The 15911-nt window shown below is 40.4% G+C and carries 17 protein-coding genes (1 of these 17 cut by a window edge); 13 read left to right on the top strand and 4 right to left on the bottom strand.

The window, feature by feature from the left end; translation table 11 throughout:
• Positions 1–22 precede the first annotated feature (22 nt).
• Entirely contained in the window at positions 23–415 is a 393-nt protein-coding gene (locus tag ACZ5XX_RS00670; protein ID WP_464584613.1) for a CBS domain-containing protein, read from the top strand.
• A gap of 11 nt (positions 416–426) precedes the next feature.
• On the opposite strand, the gene ACZ5XX_RS00665 is transcribed toward ACZ5XX_RS00670, so the two are convergent.
• Positions 427–1242 (bottom strand): methanogenesis marker 8 protein, encoded by an 816-nt coding sequence (locus tag ACZ5XX_RS00665; RefSeq protein WP_464584611.1) that lies wholly within the window; start codon positions 1240–1242, stop codon positions 427–429.
• 4 nt (positions 1243–1246) lie between these two features.
• Entirely contained in the window at positions 1247–2272 is a 1026-nt protein-coding gene (locus tag ACZ5XX_RS00660; RefSeq protein ID WP_464584609.1) for a hypothetical protein, read from the bottom strand.
• 105 nt (positions 2273–2377) lie between these two features.
• On the opposite strand from ACZ5XX_RS00660, the gene ACZ5XX_RS00655 reads away from it, so the two are divergent.
• The 5 genes from ACZ5XX_RS00655 to ACZ5XX_RS00635 all read left to right on the top strand — a co-directional run bounded on the left by ACZ5XX_RS00655 (position 2378) and on the right by ACZ5XX_RS00635 (position 5275).
• Complete coding sequence (locus ACZ5XX_RS00655) at positions 2378–2707, top strand: DUF2085 domain-containing protein (RefSeq protein WP_464584607.1); 330 nt, start codon at positions 2378–2380, stop codon at positions 2705–2707.
• Positions 2695–3357 (top strand): cysteine peptidase family C39 domain-containing protein, encoded by a 663-nt coding sequence (locus ACZ5XX_RS00650; protein WP_464584605.1) that lies wholly within the window; start codon positions 2695–2697, stop codon positions 3355–3357. Before ACZ5XX_RS00655 ends, ACZ5XX_RS00650 begins: the two co-directional genes overlap by 13 nt.
• A gap of 360 nt (positions 3358–3717) precedes the next feature.
• The gene (locus ACZ5XX_RS00645; RefSeq protein ID WP_464584603.1) at positions 3718–4053 is read left to right on the top strand and encodes a DUF5518 domain-containing protein; all 336 of its coding nucleotides are present in this window, start codon (positions 3718–3720) and stop codon (positions 4051–4053) included.
• Between the two features lie 94 nt (positions 4054–4147).
• Positions 4148–4654: a metallophosphoesterase gene (locus ACZ5XX_RS00640; RefSeq protein ID WP_464586085.1), complete on the top strand. Its 507-nt coding sequence runs from the start codon at positions 4148–4150 to the stop codon at positions 4652–4654.
• A gap of 6 nt (positions 4655–4660) precedes the next feature.
• The gene (locus tag ACZ5XX_RS00635) at positions 4661–5275 is read left to right on the top strand and encodes an RlmE family RNA methyltransferase (RefSeq protein WP_464584601.1); all 615 of its coding nucleotides are present in this window, start codon (positions 4661–4663) and stop codon (positions 5273–5275) included.
• On the opposite strand, the gene ACZ5XX_RS00630 is transcribed toward ACZ5XX_RS00635, so the two are convergent.
• The gene (locus ACZ5XX_RS00630; RefSeq protein ID WP_464584599.1) at positions 5267–5701 is read right to left on the bottom strand and encodes a hypothetical protein; all 435 of its coding nucleotides are present in this window, start codon (positions 5699–5701) and stop codon (positions 5267–5269) included. The genes ACZ5XX_RS00635 and ACZ5XX_RS00630 overlap by 9 nt on opposite strands.
• 83 nt (positions 5702–5784) lie before the next feature.
• On the opposite strand from ACZ5XX_RS00630, the gene ACZ5XX_RS00625 reads away from it, so the two are divergent.
• Genes ACZ5XX_RS00625 through ACZ5XX_RS00605 form a run of 5 tightly spaced genes read left to right on the top strand, consistent with a single transcriptional unit; the run spans position 5785 to position 13259 of the window.
• Positions 5785–10599: an LAGLIDADG family homing endonuclease gene (locus ACZ5XX_RS00625; RefSeq protein WP_464584597.1), complete on the top strand. Its 4815-nt coding sequence runs from the start codon at positions 5785–5787 to the stop codon at positions 10597–10599.
• 23 nt (positions 10600–10622) lie between these two features.
• The gene (locus ACZ5XX_RS00620) at positions 10623–11030 is read left to right on the top strand and encodes a translation initiation factor IF-2 subunit beta (protein ID WP_464584595.1); all 408 of its coding nucleotides are present in this window, start codon (positions 10623–10625) and stop codon (positions 11028–11030) included.
• A 14-nt stretch (positions 11031–11044) separates the two neighbouring features.
• Positions 11045–12091: a 60S ribosomal export protein NMD3 gene (locus ACZ5XX_RS00615; RefSeq protein ID WP_464584593.1), complete on the top strand. Its 1047-nt coding sequence runs from the start codon at positions 11045–11047 to the stop codon at positions 12089–12091.
• A gap of 5 nt (positions 12092–12096) precedes the next feature.
• Positions 12097–13056, top strand: a complete 960-nt coding sequence (locus ACZ5XX_RS00610) for a tyrosine--tRNA ligase (protein ID WP_464584591.1) — start codon at positions 12097–12099, stop codon at positions 13054–13056.
• An 8-nt stretch (positions 13057–13064) separates the two neighbouring features.
• On the top strand, positions 13065–13259 hold the full coding sequence (locus tag ACZ5XX_RS00605) for a hypothetical protein (protein WP_464584589.1): 195 nt from the start codon (positions 13065–13067) through the stop codon (positions 13257–13259).
• 3 nt (positions 13260–13262) lie between these two features.
• Here ACZ5XX_RS00605 and tmk read toward each other — a convergent pair whose 3' ends face one another.
• The gene (tmk, locus tag ACZ5XX_RS00600) at positions 13263–13838 is read right to left on the bottom strand and encodes a dTMP kinase (protein ID WP_464584587.1); all 576 of its coding nucleotides are present in this window, start codon (positions 13836–13838) and stop codon (positions 13263–13265) included.
• A gap of 66 nt (positions 13839–13904) precedes the next feature.
• Between tmk and ACZ5XX_RS00595 the strand changes: the two genes are divergently transcribed.
• Both ACZ5XX_RS00595 and ACZ5XX_RS00590 read left to right on the top strand, forming a co-directional pair.
• Positions 13905–15194, top strand: coding sequence for a response regulator (locus ACZ5XX_RS00595; RefSeq protein WP_464584585.1), 1290 nt, complete (start codon positions 13905–13907; stop codon positions 15192–15194).
• A gap of 14 nt (positions 15195–15208) precedes the next feature.
• Positions 15209–15911: the 5' portion of a MutS-related protein gene (locus ACZ5XX_RS00590; RefSeq protein WP_464584583.1), read on the top strand. 1223 nt of this gene lie beyond the right edge of the window; 703 of the gene's 1926 nt are visible here — the first part of the coding sequence; the start codon lies at positions 15209–15211; its stop codon lies beyond the right edge, outside the window.

The raw sequence follows: 15911 nt of genomic DNA, 5'->3' as shown, positions 1-15911 counted from the left end.
GACTTGGAACACAAATAAGTTTATGATACGGAAACTTTGTGCAAAGGATATTATGATAAGGGATGTTATTGTGGTGGAACCAGGGGAGTCTGTAGCAGCTGCGAAGTTGAAGATGGTCCGGGCTAATATTGGTGGAGTGCCTGTGGTGGAGGGGGATAAGCTTGTTGGATTCATAACACATAGGGATATATTATTGGCTGGTAGCGAAGCTCTTAAACTTAAAGTGAAGGATATTATGAGCCGGGATCTTGTTGTGGTTGACAAGAACGCCCCTATTGGTAAGATAAGTAAGATAATGGTGGAGACTGGTTATCAGAGGATCCCTGTGGTGGAGGATGGGAGATTATTGGGTCTTATAACCCAGAGTTGTGTGATAAAGGCCATAGCTGATCACATAGAAGATGATTGCTTCTAAATAGAATAGTGTTAGATGAGCGGATATGGTAGTGGGGGGTTTTTCTTTTCTTTGAGACCGCCTATCTTCTCTATCCTCTTTTTTATGAATTTTTCACCGGCTTTTGTGGCTGCGTATATTGGTATTGAGTATCCTGCCTTGAATAATGCTTTTTCATCGCCAATGTGGCGGATGTGCTTTGAAGCGCAGGATGTTATGATATCAGCATTTTGGAAGAATGTTTCAGCTTCTTTTCTTGTTATACCAGTAAGGTGAACAGCAAAGATATAAACTCTCCCACCCAGCTCCCTTATCTTAACTGCATCTTCTGCGTCAGCTACCGTAACGGCTATGGAATTATATCCTTGGTTCAAAGCTTTTTTAACCCCCATTGATTGGTCTATCCTCCCAGTTTTTGGTTCTAATACATTTTCTTCTCCAAGTTCTTTTATGATCCTTTTTATAGGGCTTGTTTTAATTACTCCTGAGATTCTCCCACCCACTCCCTGTGCGAATTCTGGTTCAGTGATTAGAACTGTCCCGGCCCCTTCACATACCATTACTGCACAGTCTATCAAATCCTCTTCTAGTAGGGTTGAGATTATCTCTGAAACTCCGAATGAGAGAAAATCTCTCATTCTAAGTTCTCTTTCCGGTGTGCACATCCCAAAATCTCTTATCCTGAATTCTATATTTTCACGTATAGTTTTCTTGTTTAGTTCTTTGATGCCCCTGTATTTATGGAATAATGGACAGTATTTTATCATGGGCTCTCCAAGTGAGACTATCTTACCATCCCTTATTATGATTTTAGCCTTCCCTAGGGCTTCTATGACATGTTCATCCATTCTATTACCCTCTTTCTTTGTATGGGAAACCCTCAGCGGGTGTTGGTTTCAGGATTTTGATGGCGTCGGATCTCATAAGAGCGTTCACAGAGGCGCTCAATGAACAAAGGGTCCCTATACCATAACCCACTCTCTTGTTATTGTCCATGATATCTACTGTTATATAATCTTCCATTCTCACAATCTCTTTTACGTTAACATTTTTCATCCTATGGAGTACCTTGTTCCCAAGAGCTCCCATAGCTTTCCCTATCCAACAATGTTTAAGGGGGCATTGATCGCAATAATGTTTAAATATCCTATTCCATTTTTTGCTCCCTAATCCTGCTGCTATCTCAGCTCTTACGGTGGAATATGCTATGCAACATCCCCAGTTCCTGCCTATAATCTTATCATCTTCGATTAGGTCGGTGTATATTCTCCTGTTTTTCCACTTGATCCTATTTAGAATGCCCCTTTCATATTTTATTTTGCCGGTGTTCTTAGATCCTTTCAACTTTTCTGCTATTTTACGTCTTATACTGGGAACTCTTCCAGCTGATATGTTTATTGCACAGACTGGGCAGAATCCTGTGACAGAATTTGAGATCTCATCACCATCTTTGTCATAAAATATTGCTCTAACGCCTATACCATCCCTTTTAACCTCCACATACCCGCCATTTTCCCAAATATGGGATATTATCAAACCTGCGGATGTCACGACCCTCCCATAACCTGACATCCCAGCCACCCTCCTAAGATCGGCTCTCTTTGTCAGGACACCCTCTAGGTCTGTTGCTATATCCTCTGGGATGATATCAGCGTCTATCTGCGCCTTGAGTATGGCTGGGGCCCATGTTATGTCTCTACCCTTTCCTATGGCCTCCCCTAGAGTATTAACTAGTCTGGCATTCACACCTTCGAAAAATTCACTTGACTCCGCGTTTATGCCATGATTTGAAAGTTCCTCGAGGACCCTATGACATATACCACATGCACCCTCTGCCAAATCCAGTATAGAGGAAGAAACCCTCAAAGTATCTCCCATATTATCCCCCACAAGACATTTTAGCCCTCCTGCTATATTATTATATTAGTCCCCAAATAAAATTACGAAGTATTTCTCAATAACCGTCCTAATATGTGTGATATCATGAGATTTTGGATTTGTCATAGGAGACCTGATAGGACGTTCTCCATAGGAGATCGCCGTTTCCCAGTTTGTTCAAGATGCACTGGTATATACATTGGAGCGTTCTCCTATTTCCTAATAGCATACCTCACACCCATAAGATACACTCCAATCCTAGTTATGATAGCGACCTTAATAACAATCCCAATGATACTTGACGGTTTCACACAACTCTTAGGTTTAAGGGAGAGCAATAACCTACTAAGACTCTTAACAGGATTCCCCGCAGGTTTCGGTCTCGGAATCTTGACAAAAGCTCTAAAATTCTACATATTAACGTGGTTATATTGAAATGTCCAAGATGCGGAGCATACAATCGGAGAGAAGCCAATTTCTGCAGAAATTGCGGTAAAAAACTCCACAGAAGATCTGCACATGCTATATTAGCTGTTTTAGGGAGTTGTTGCCTCGGTATAATATTCCTAGTCATGATAGGGGCTATGATAAGCCCCGAATTCACCCAGGAACCATACGATAAGAGAGAGACCATAAACGGTTATACTATAGTATATCAGACAACGGATTACACTTGCGGACCGGCATCCCTTGCAACAGCCCTTATAAACAAAAAACATGCCAATTTAACCGAGAAGATGATAGTGGATTATCTTGGCAACAACCCTAAAGGTTACAACGCCCGCCAAATCGTCAAAGTCGCTGAAGATCTCGGATACAACGCCAGTATACAAGAAGGCCCACCAAAAAAATACGATATCATAATAATAGACGATGGCATCCTTGACATGGGATATCCATGCTATGATGAAAACCATACCAAAACATATAGTGTGATACCAGGGTCTAATGGACATTTCACAGTATATGCTGGGATGACCCCAGATGGTTTCATAATATTCCTAGATCCATCAAATGGAATAGAATATATCAGCCCCGAAACATTCAATGAAATCTATCAGAATATAAGAATCCACATTCAATAGAGCGGATGATACAAGCCTTCCCATCCCCGGGTGGGGCGAGGAAGCCCCTCCACTGACGAGGATGTTAACAGCAAGCCCCAGATTGTGACCAGCCAATTAGGGGGGCTGTGCTTTATAGAGAAGAATCATGAAGGTGTATTCTAGTTGCCCCCTTTTAGAGTTCGTGACAAGGATACAAGTATCTAATCTTCCCTATAGGGACCATGAACAGCTGATTCGTCCGAATGATATGAAATGGCAGGGAATGGGGGCACGCTTTGAAATCTCCCATCCATGTTTTGATTTTCACCATGTTGCCGATATAATTAAATACTATTTTACTCCTATCATACTAATATGGTGAAGTGGGGTCCTGTATTTGTGGGTTTCATACTATCTATTGTCTTTCCAATCATACTAAAGTCCTTCGTGCCACAGGGCGCATCAGTCCTGGGATTGTTCCTAGCAGGCTTTGTAGTGGGTTTAATGGTGAAAGGGGGCGCTCTTGAAGGTTTCTGGAATGCTACGGTGGCTGGTGCGTTTGGTGGTATAATATTAACCATACTTTTAAGCATTTTCGGCGCTCTCATCGGTGGAATATTCGGTTTTTTCATAGGCCTCTTCAGTGGCATTATGGTAGTGATAGTCTTACTTTTAGTCTCGATGATATTCATGGGGATTGGAGGGGCTATAGGCGGTTTCTTAGCAGGAGACTAGGGATTTTTCATCCCCACACAGACGATTATTTTAAGATGAAATATTTGAGGACCCCCAGCCATGGCGGGTTTGGGTAAAGATGAATGTGATCAGCATGCTTGTTGGTGTTGTATCTGATACTCATGTACCTGATAGGGTGCCTGTCATCCCAGATAAGGTTTTTGAGGTTTTCAGTGGCGTGGATATGATACTTCATGCCGGGGATTTAACATCATCGGATGTTATGGAAAAGTTTAATAATTTAGCCCCTGTGAAGTGTGTTCAGGGTAACATGGACCGTTATTATGGTCTTGAACTTCCAAGGGATGAGATTTTAAAGATAAATGGTCTAGTTATAGGTTTGAATCATGGTGAGGTTTATCCTCGTGGCGATACTCAGCAGCTTAAGTATATTGCTTTGGAGATGGGTGTTGATGTTCTTATTTCAGGACATACCCATCAACCATTTATCAAGGAGGTTGATGGTATATTACTTTTGAATCCTGGGAGTCCTACTGTGCCGCGATTAGCTTATCCTAGTGTCATGTTGGTTGAAGTTTATGATAATAAGGTTGAAGCAGAGATTGTGAGGGTGGGTTCACCAATCTGTAAAATAAGGTGATTAGCTTTGGGTAGAAGATGGTATCTTGAAAGGAGGAAAGACTATTATTATAGGAGTGCTAAGAAGCATAAGTATAGGTCTCGAGCGTCCTATAAGCTTTTGCAACTTGATAATAGATTCCATATTATTGGGGAGGGTGATAAGGTTGTTGATCTTGGGGCTGCTCCTGGTGGCTGGTCACAGGTAGCCCTTGAGAAGGTGGGTGATAGCGGTCTTGTCATTGCAGTGGATATTAAGCCTATTAAGCCTTTCCAAGTGGATAATTTCCATACTATAAAAGGAGATTTTACAGATGAGAAAGTGCAGGGGAAAATAGGTGAACTTCTAGGCGGGAAAGCCGATGTTATAATATCCGACGTCTCTCCTTCACTTTCAGGTATAAAAGATATTGACCAGTTAAGGTCATTAGAACTTGTTGAAAGTGTTGTAAAAGTTGCTGGCAGATTCCTTAAAAAGGATGGTAACCTCCTTGTTAAGGTCTTCCAAGGGCCCGGTTTCAGTGAATTATTAAAAAAATTAAAGAGATCATTTAGGAGGGTTAAAAGCACGAAACCGGCCTCTTCTAGGAAAGGCAGCCCCGAGATGTATATTGTCTGCAGAGGATTCAAGGGATTAAATTAGGCTTTTTAGACTGGCTAGGCCATTTTTAGCCTCCTCTAATTTTAACTTCGCGGTTTGCAGTCTATTTTTAACTTCTGGTATTGGTTTGTCGGTGGAAAGGGCGCTTTCAACATCATCGAGGGCTGATTTAGCCTCCACGAGTTTGATCTCTGTGTTAATGTATTTTTCCATAAGGTCCTTGTCCCCTCCCTCATAGATCACCTTCCTTGTTGATTCATAATCGATTTTCAGATCCTGATATTCTCTTTGTAATTGTGCGAACTCATCATATAATGATCCTTTATCAACGTTCATGGATATTGTTGAAGATATCCTCTCAACTCCAATATATGCTAGGACTATGACTGTTGCGATGATCATTAACACTCCAAGAACTGAAATGGTCATGGAAGTGAACTTGAACAATCTTAGCCTTGATCTCCTCATTGGATCACCTCCAGCGCATGCCTTTGTACTCTATTTTGCATTCTTTGTAAAGATTTTTATAAAACAATAATAATATATTTTTTATGATGAAGGTAGTAGAGAAAACAAAAACACCCACTGTTAAATTTGAAGAATTCTTTTCCACAAAAGAATATAAAGATAGGATATTCGAGGTCCTGGAGAAATACCCCCATGTAAGATCTATTGAAATAGATTATAGAGACCTTGAAATGTTCGACCCAGACCTTGCAGATCTCCTAATAGAAAAACCTGACACTATAATAAGAACGGCCCAGAAAGCCATCCAAAACATAAACCCCGTAGGAGTGGACGCAGATCTCAACATAAGATTCAAAAATATCACTAATATTATCCCATTAAGGGATCTGAGGAGTAAATTCATAGGTAAACTAGTTGCAGTTGACGGTATCGTGAGAAAGGTTGATGAAATACGTCCAAGGATATTAAAGGCCGTATTTGAATGTAGAAGCTGCGGACACCAACAAGAGGTGCCCCAATCCAGTAGCAGTTTAGTCGAACCTTCATTTTGCACAGAGTGTAGGGGTCGATCATTCAGATTATTACAAGAGGATTCCCAATTCCTCGACACCCAAACTTTAAAATTACAGGAGCCCCTTGAAAACCTCTCAGGTGGCGAGCAACCTCGACAGATAACCATAGTCTTAGAGGACGATCTCGTGGACACCCTAACACCAGGGGATGTGGTGAGGGTCACGGGCATCCTCAGAACAATAAGAGACGATAGGACAAAACGCTTCAAAAACTTCATATATGGAAATTACGCAGAATTCCTCGAACAAGAATTCGAAGAATTACAGATAACAGCCGAAGACGAGAAAAAAATAAAAAAACTTGCAGCAGACCATAACATCTATGATAGGATAGTGAAATCCACAGTCCCATCAATCTACGGATACCGTGAAATCAAAGAAGCCATCGCACTCCAACTATTCGGGGGAACCGGGAAGGAATTAGATGATAAAACAAGACTACGCGGTGACATACACATCCTCATCGTCGGAGATCCTGGTATCGGAAAATCCCAAATGCTAAAATACGTTTCAAAACTGGCCCCAAGGGGGATATATACAAGTGGTAAAGGCACCACTGGTGTTGGTTTGTGCGTAGCTCCTGAAAGCTTAATTTTTACAGAAGAAAGAGCATTTAAGATCGGTGATTTCGTTGAAAAAAATCTTGGCAAACCCATAGAATATAAAAGAGGGGTTTATGTATCCAAGCTTAAAAAACCAATCAGAATTCAGACTATTAATCCCACGAAAATATCTTCAAAGGTTTCTGATAAAGTTTGGAAGCTTAAAGCCCCGGAAAAACTGGTTAAAATAACAACACAAACTGGTAAAGAACTGATTCTAACCCCCGAAACGAAAGTTTTAAGCTTAGAAGATGGGAAATTAAAGTGGAGGGAAGCTAAAAGGCTTGAAGAAGACGACCATGTGGCAACGACAAGAAGATTAGAATACAAGGGACAAAATCTTTTAACATTTGAACTTATCAAGGACATGGATGATGTTGTGGTCCATGGAGCAGAATCCCTAGTAAAAAAACTTATCAAGAGACTTAAAAAAGAGAAAGGCACGAAAAAAATCGTCCAAGAGCTTGGATTTGATGAACCCCCAACTAACTTGAGGATGATCTTAAAACTTGCTAAAAAGGCCAATTACAGTCTGGAAAAGTTATATGATAAAGTCCAAGGATTTTCACAATATCATGAACGTCCAATAAAGCTCCCTAAATACTTAGATGAGAAATTCTTGTACTTCGCAGGCTTGATGGCTGGGGATGGGAATATCGGAGTTACAACCGATAGGGTTTATTCTATAAGGTTCTCAAATAGCAATAAAGAACTTAGAGAAAAATTCAAATCTCTTGTCAACGAACTTTTTGGGATCGAGCCAAAAGAAAGCGTGCCAAGTCTCAGCTTCAATTCGAAGATCATCGCACACATTTTAACCAGACTCGGCATTTTAAAAACCTCCAAATCTAACAAATCAAATATTAGTGAAATCCTACTTTCTCTTCCAAATAAAGAACTTGCAGCATTTATCAGAGGATTATTCGATTCCAGCGGGATCATAAAAGATAATGGTTCATCTTCCATCGAATTTCACTCTACACGTGAATTAGCTAAGAAACTCCAACTTGCACTTCTAAGATTTGGAATAATAGCACATTTAAGAGATTGTGTCATTCGAATTTCTGGAGATGACATTAAAAAATTCGCAAAGTTAATCGGATCTGAACATCCTAAGAAGAAAAATAGACTCCAAAAATTACTAAAAAAAAGAAGTAGTACAACCATAGATATAATCCCCGGAATTAGAGAAATTATAAAAGAAATAACAAGTTTCTATGGAATAAACGTTAAAGAGGCCTATAACCCAAACCTTGGAAATCTGGTTGAAAAAAAGGACGGCATTTCAAGAAAAACGCTTCAAAGAGTTATCAGAAACCTAAAATCAAAAGCTTCGATTGTAAATTCAATGCTGGGGAAAGAATCGAATAAAAAAGCACCTTTTCTTACAGATAAAAAAGTGTGCACATCTTTAAGTGAGTTGAAAATTCGAGAAAAGCTCCGATACCTAGAAAATTTGGCTTATTCAGACATCCTATTTGAAAAAATAAAGAAGGTTGAGATCTTCACTTCACCATATGATCATGTTTATGATCTAACAGTCAAAAAATCTCATAGCTTCATAGCAAATGGGATAGTGGTTCATAACACAGCTGCAGCAGTTCGAGACGAACTCGGCGGATGGTCACTTGAAGCCGGTGCACTAGTCCTAGGAGATCGTGGAATTGTCTGTGTTGACGAACTAGATAAGATGCGTGAGGAGGATCGTTCCGCCATACACGAGGCACTTGAGCAGCAAAGCTATCACAAGGATTTCGAGATTCTTCTCGCAGATGGGAAGAAAGTGAAGATAGGCGACCTCGTAGATGAACTCATGAAAAAAAGAAAGAATGAAATCATCCATGGAAGGGACACTGAGATCTTGATGACAGACAACCTTAAGGTAATGGCCTATGACCTGAAAAATTTGAGGGTAATTCCAGTCACCGCTGATAGGATAAGCCGGCATAAAGCCCCTGATAATTTTATAAGAATAGAATTTGAAAATGGTAGGAGCATTACTGTAACACCTGAGCATCCAATTGTGACCTGGGATGGTGATGTCAAGACAGTGCGTGCAGATGAAATCAAAAAAGATACATTAGTCTTGGGAGTGAATAATTACAAGATATCTGCAAAAGGGGATGTTGATACTGTCGATGCTAAATTTTTAGGATTCGCACTCTCAAAATACTATAATGGGGTTGAATTTACAAGTAGTGATGAAAAATTAATTGAAGAATTTAAGAGAGTATTAGAAGAACAGAAGATAGGGTATGAAGTTTCCATGAAAGAAGAAGGTGGGGAAACCCTATATACTGTTAAGATTGACAATTTTGATAAATTTCAAGAGGTTTCATTACCATCTAATATGAGAAGGATCCCAGATAGGATTTTCATGGGTTCTGCTGATGCCCAAAGAGCATTTTTAAATGCTTATTTCAAAGTTGATGGTTTTGTAGATGATCATCAAACAGGCTATTGTACAGTTTCGTTTAAAATGGCTGAGGACATACAGGATCTGCTTTTAATATCTGGGATTTACTCTTACATTCTCAAACACGGGCGGAACTATAAGGTTATAATCAGCGAAGACAATATGCAAAGATTTGCCCAGATAATTGACGATCCAAGATTAGCAGATCCCAATGAAAGGGTGACAACCAAGAACATGATACCATCCAATGAAAAAATCCAGGACCCATTAAAAGGAATAATATCGACCCGAGAAATCACAGTTGAAGAAGAGAACACCCCACAATCCACATGGCACCATCAAATAAAGGGTAAAAAACTACCGAAATGTTTGATGGGGGGGTTAGAGTCCAATATACGCCTTATTAAGGTTAAAAGTGTTGAAATGATTGAAAACACTGACTCAGAATGGGTTTATGATATAACTGTTGAACCATATCATCTATTTGTCTCCCATGGTCTGGTATTGCACAACACAATAAGCATAGCCAAGGCAGGTATCATGGCAACTTTAAATTCGCGTTGCGCAGTACTAGCAGCCGCAAACCCAAAATTCGGCCGATTCGATACTTACAAGTCCATAGCAGAGCAGATAGACTTGCCATCAACCATACTCTCAAGGTTCGATTTAATATTCGTCATAGAAGACAAACCACACGAAGAAAGAGACAGGGAACTTGCAAAGCACATCCTCAAAACCCACAAAGAAGATACACTACATATAGAAATCGAACCAAAATTGCTGAGAAAATATATAGCATATGCGAGAAAGAATATTCACCCCACATTAACAGACCAAGCAATGAAAGTACTCGAGGAATTCTATGTTTCAATGCGAAGCAGCGCAACAGACGAAGACTCACCAGTACCAATAACAGCACGCCAACTAGAGGCCATAATAAGATTAGCAGAGGCGAGCGCCAGAGTAAGACTCAAAAATAAAGTCGAAGCAGAAGATGCTAAAAGGGCCATAAGACTGGCGAAATCCTGCCTCAAACAAGTAGGCTACGACCCAGAAACAGGCAAAATCGACATTGACAAAGTAGAAGGCCGAACACCAAAATCAGAAAGAGACAAATTCAACATACTAATAGAGTTAATAAAGGAACTTGAAGAAGAATACGGGGGAAAAGCACCCACCAACATCCTTAAATCAGAAATGCTAGACAGATACAATATAAGTGAAGAAAAAGTGGAAGAACTCCTAAGATTTTTACAAGAAAAAGGAGTAATATTTGAACCCCAAAGAGGCTACGTAAAAATAGTCTAAAAAAAGAGGAGGCATGATAAACCTTGCAAGATTATAAAAAATTACTAGATAGGGCCATAGAACAATTACCACCAGAGGTCCTAGAAACTAAACGTTTCACCACTCCCAAGGCCTATTCCGTCATCCAAGGTAATAGGACGCTCATCCAAAATTTCAAGGAGATAGCAGCTAAACTAAACAGGGACCCTCAACATCTTCTAAGATATCTTCTAAGGGAACTTGGAACAGCAGGAAACGTTGAGGGTAAAAGGGCCATCCTTCAAGGAAAATTCACCCACTTCGTTATAAATGATAGGATAGAAGATTATGTGAAAAAGTTTGTATTATGCCCAGAATGCAACCGTCCAGACACTCGTATAATAAAAGAAGGCCGCATATCCCTCCTAAAATGTGAGGCTTGCGGCGCTAAAGCCCCCTTAAAGCCAGTCTAGATCAGGAGTTTTATATGGGTGGAAATTTTTGCATAAAATGCGGGCGCTCCAACACCCAACTTTTCAAAGGGTTATGCAGAGAATGTTTCCTCAAGGAGTACAAGCCTTTAGAAGTTCCTGAAAGGATAGAAGTTGAAGTGTGCCCACACTGCAACGCACAATTAATTAATGGTAAATGGACTGGGAGGGGCATCCCAGAGGATGAGATAATCTATCGCGCCCTCGAAAACAATATCATCAAGAAAGTAGAGGATATTATAATAGACCTTGAAATACTCCAGAAAAGAGGGACTATAAGTTCCTGCCTAGTAAGGGCAGAAGCAAAGATCCTAGGAGAGAAGATAACACAAGACTTCTACACAGAGGTAAGATTAAAAAAGAGGGCATGCCCATATTGCAGTAGATACAAATCAGGATACTATGAGGCGGTCATACAATTAAGAGCAGATGAAAGAAGCCTAGAATTAGAGGAGATAAAAAAGGCGGAACAGTTGATAAACAAAACCCTCCAGAAATCTTGGGGGAAAGACAAACTAGCATACCTTGCCAAGAAAACCCGGCAAAAAGAGGGTGCGGATTACTATATAGGATCATACAAGGCGGCGAAGCGGGTTATAACAGCTCTCAGAGAAGAGTTCGGGGGAATTGTGGGGGAGTCCCCCAAGCTCATGGGAAGAGACAAATCCACCGGCAAAAACATCTACAGGATATGGATCTCATTCAAACTACCCAAATTCAAAGAAGGGGACTTCATATCCTACAAAGGCCGAACCGGGCTTATAAAGGCCATGGACTCCCATGGTATACTCTTCTACGACCTCGACAGGCAGGAGATGTCAACCGTGCTCTGGCGTGAATACCAGAGAATAGAAAGGATCGCAACCCCAGCGGATATAAAGAAGACAACAGTCACAGCAATATCCCCTAGCAGAATACAAATACTAGACCCTATAAGCTATGAGCCCATAGACCTCAAACTCAAACCTGGCATGGAAAATTTAAAAATCGGTGACCAAGTATCAGTAATCCAAATAAACAACAAAACCTACATCCTAGGGTGATAAGAGTGGATATCGAAGAAAAGATAAAAATCGCGAAGAAGGGCACCATAGAAGTGATCACCGAAGAAGAACTCAAGGAAACACTCCAAAAAAAGAAGGAGCCAGTCGCGTATATAGGCTATGAACCATCAGGGAAAATACATGTAGGTCATGCAATCACGGTAATGAAACTCCTAGACCTTCAAAGGATAGGATTCAAGGTAAAGGTGCTCCTGGCAGATTATCATGCCCACCTTAATGGTAAAGGCTCCATGGAAAAAATAGAAGAAATGGCAGAATACAACAAGAGATGTTTCAAGGCCCTCGGCCTATCAGATGATACAGAGTTCATATTAGGTTCAAGTTTCCAGACCAAGGAAGAGTACACCCATAAACTCTATGAATTGTCACTTATAACAACACTGGCAAGGGCTAAGAGGAGTATGGCGCAGATAACAAGAGAAGCTGAAAACCCCAAGGTCGCGGAGGTCATATACCCCCTGATGCAAGTCATTGACATGATATTCCTAGGAGTGGACCTTGCATTGGGTGGTATGGAGCAGAGAAAAATACATATGCTCGCAAGGGAGAACCTCCCAAGGATTGGCTACAATGCACCAGTATGTATGCACACACCCCTACTCCATGGAACAGATGGTGGGGAGAAAATGTCATCTAGTAAAGGGAATTTCATAGCAGTTGACGACCCCCCAGAGGTTATCAGGGAAAAGATAAAGAAAAGCTATTGTCCAATGAGGGAGATAAAAGGCAATCCCATAATAGAAATGGCCGAATATCTTATATTACCAAGATATGGTAATATGCTGATAAAAAGGCCTAGGAAATTCGGAGGCGACCTCGAAGTTAACCGTGAAGAACTCATAAGAGCATATTCTACCGGTAAATTACACCCCCTTGACCTTAAAAATGCTGTTAGCGAATATTTGATAGAGATTTTTGAACCCGCCAGGGCATGCCCTGAGTAGGTGGTCATATGTTATATGAGATGAGATTGCCACATGGGATAACAGGTAGTATGGTTATGAAGATCATGGAGAAATATAATGTAGAGTTGGTCCAGACAGATGAGGGACCGGTCCTACAAGGGGAACTGGAAGAGCTTGAAAAGGTTAAAGATGAGATCATAAAGTATCTTAATGAGCGCATAAAAGAACTAGAGGGTAGATAATCATTATCGGCAAATGCCAAGGTATGGTGCTATTATCCTCCTTATATCATCTTGTATGATGTTAACACCCCTGTTAGCATCCACTATGAAGAACCCGTTTTCTTCCGCTATTCTAAGGTATTTCTTCCTCACCCTCTCAAGGAATGATCTATCCTCGAACCTTTCAAGGCCCTCAAATCTCCTTTGGGCATTTTCAGGGTTTATGTCCAATACTATGACGATATCTGGTTTTATGGCGAATTTGTTTATTTCAATGATCCAATCTTCAGGTTCTTGGTATGCCATGCTAGAGTAAAAGCATCGGTCACTTACTATGATGGTTCCTTCATCCTTTGCCTTTTCGATTTTGTCCTTTAGGAGGAGCCTGTCAGCTGCAAATAATAGGCCGAGTATCTTTTGCTGGTCATCGTCTGGTAAGCTTGGTTCATTTAATATCCTCCTTATAAGCCTCCCGATAGGTGACTGGGTAGGTTCTCCGATAAGCTCTGTCCTGCACCCATTTTCCTCGAGCCAGTCCTTCAAGAGTTTACATTGTGTTGTTTTACCGGCTCCATCTATTCCTTCGATACAAATATACATTGAATCCAATTTATATAAATAGAGTATAATAATATAATGGGTTAATTCAAGCTTGGGGTTTGGATCATGGCAAGTGTAATGATAGTGGAAGATGAGAACATAGTTGCTATGGATATCAAGCAAAGGTTGGAAATGTTAGGATATAAGGTTACCGCTACTGTAGCCACAGGTGAGGAGGCTATTGAATTAGCCGAGAAAACGAGACCAGATGTTATACTCATGGATATCGTCCTCAAGGGCGAAGTTGATGGGATAGAAGCGGCTGAGGAGATCAGAAGACGGTTCAAAATCCCAATCATTTATATAACGGCTTACTCTGATAAGAAGACCCTTGAGAGGGCGAAGGTGACAGAACCATTCGGTTACATTATAAAACCCTTCGAGGATAAAGAACTCCACAGTGTAATTGAAATAACACTCTACAAGGATAAAATAGAGAAGAAATTGAGGGAGAGCGAGGAACGTTATCGTGCCATTATAAAATCATTAAATGATGTCCTATTCACCCTAGATGCTGATGAAAAATACACCATGGTATCTGGTCAAATACAAGATTATGGCTTGGCCGAGGAAGAGATGATAGGGAAAACCCCCAGGGAAGTCTTCGGATCTGCTGGTGAAATACACCACGAACAAAACCAGAAAGTATTAAAGGGGGAATCAAGGACATACCATTGGGAATGGGAAAAAGATGGTAAAAGATCATACTTTATGGTGTCACTTTCACCCTTGAGAGATTCTAGGGGTGAAATTATCGGGATAACTGGAATACTCAAGGACATCACAGCACTTAAAAAGTATGAGCTGGCCCTTGAAAAGGAGAACAAGATAGACAAGGCATTAGCAAATCTTGCCAAGAAACTTCTAGAACCCATATCACTCGAAAAAATATCGGATAATGTTATAGAATATGCGAGGAAACTTACAGACAGTCAATTTTGTATCATAGGAGCCGTTGACAGCGGAGAACTAAAGGAGTGTATCATACCACAGGAGACATTAAAAAAATGCCAACTAGAAGAAGAACCCAAGATGGACGGCTTATATGATTGGATCATGGAAAACAGAAAACCGATACTATCCAACAATCCCCAAGAGCATATTAGCCTGCCAGAGGGTCATGTGGAAATCAAAAACCTTCTCATAGTCCCGGCACTATTACAAGAAGAATTTGTGGGTATAATAGTCCTTGCAAACAAGGATGGTAACTATGACAAAAAGGACATTGAAATAGTGGAAAGATTAGCAGACTTATATTCAATCGCCATAAAAAGGAAACAAGACGAGGAAAAGAATAGTATCATCATCCAAAAATTCTTGAAGATAGTATCAGAGGTTCTTGAAGAACTTAAATAAACGATCCAATGGCAATGTCAAGCACTATTTTTGGACGGGAAGACCTCAAAAAAATAAAAGGTATAGGGGATAAACTAGCCGACAAAATCCTAAAAGAACTTGGAGGAGAAGAAGAACTTACAAGGCTAGTTGAGAACAGAGAAGTGGATCGTCTAACAAGAATAGATGGTATAAGCCAAAGAAAAGCCATCGAGATCATAAGCAACCTCTTAGGAAACCCATTACCCCATTTTCTAAAAGGGGAGTGGGCCCGAAGATCATACGAGGACATAATCGACAAAATACTCTCATATGCCAACACCCAATACTCACGTAACAGGATACTCCTTCTATACCCTAGAAAAGATCCTAAATGGATAAAAAAACATGTACAGATGGTGATGGATTCCAAAAAGATGATTAAGAGACTCCCAATGAAGAAAATCAGGAAACTACTCAAGAATATGAAAGCCCCAGAAGAGCCGAAACCAAAATTCAACCCAACAAGGGCCATTCTAACAGAAGACGAAGCAGAATATGAAAGACTCATAAAAATGGGCCTTAACAAGCACCATCCAATACTCATAAACCCCAACCCAATAGAATTAAAAGAATATGAGCTTATAGTCTATGTCTATTCAGAAGGACTGTTCGAAATTGAAGGAGCACACAACATAATCATGGTCCCCGCCGGCGCCGAAAAACACCAAATAGCACCTGAGACGGTCCTAGATTATT

The sequence above is a fragment of the Methanothermobacter crinale genome, from assembly GCF_055397825.1.
This window is presented reverse-complemented; position numbering and strand designations above follow the sequence as displayed.

Excerpts from the sequence above, each read along its gene's own strand:
- ACZ5XX_RS00595 (WP_464584585.1), top strand. The coding sequence starts at position 13,905 with ATGGCAAGTGTAATGATAGTGGAAGATGAGAACATAGTTGCTATGGAT.
- tmk (WP_464584587.1), bottom strand. The coding sequence starts at position 13,838 with ATGTATATTTGTATCGAAGGAATAGATGGAGCCGGTAAAACAACACAA.
- ACZ5XX_RS00640 (WP_464586085.1), top strand. The coding sequence starts at position 4,148 with ATGCTTGTTGGTGTTGTATCTGATACTCATGTACCTGATAGGGTGCCT.
- ACZ5XX_RS00655 (WP_464584607.1), top strand. The coding sequence starts at position 2,378 with ATGAGATTTTGGATTTGTCATAGGAGACCTGATAGGACGTTCTCCATA.
- ACZ5XX_RS00615 (WP_464584593.1), top strand. The coding sequence starts at position 11,045 with ATGGGTGGAAATTTTTGCATAAAATGCGGGCGCTCCAACACCCAACTT.
- ACZ5XX_RS00660 (WP_464584609.1), bottom strand. The coding sequence starts at position 2,272 with ATGGGAGATACTTTGAGGGTTTCTTCCTCTATACTGGATTTGGCAGAG.
- ACZ5XX_RS00630 (WP_464584599.1), bottom strand. The coding sequence starts at position 5,701 with ATGAGGAGATCAAGGCTAAGATTGTTCAAGTTCACTTCCATGACCATT.
- ACZ5XX_RS00670 (WP_464584613.1), top strand. The coding sequence starts at position 23 with ATGATACGGAAACTTTGTGCAAAGGATATTATGATAAGGGATGTTATT.
- ACZ5XX_RS00605 (WP_464584589.1), top strand. The coding sequence starts at position 13,065 with ATGTTATATGAGATGAGATTGCCACATGGGATAACAGGTAGTATGGTT.
- ACZ5XX_RS00665 (WP_464584611.1), bottom strand. The coding sequence starts at position 1,242 with ATGGATGAACATGTCATAGAAGCCCTAGGGAAGGCTAAAATCATAATA.
- ACZ5XX_RS00625 (WP_464584597.1), top strand. The coding sequence starts at position 5,785 with ATGATGAAGGTAGTAGAGAAAACAAAAACACCCACTGTTAAATTTGAA.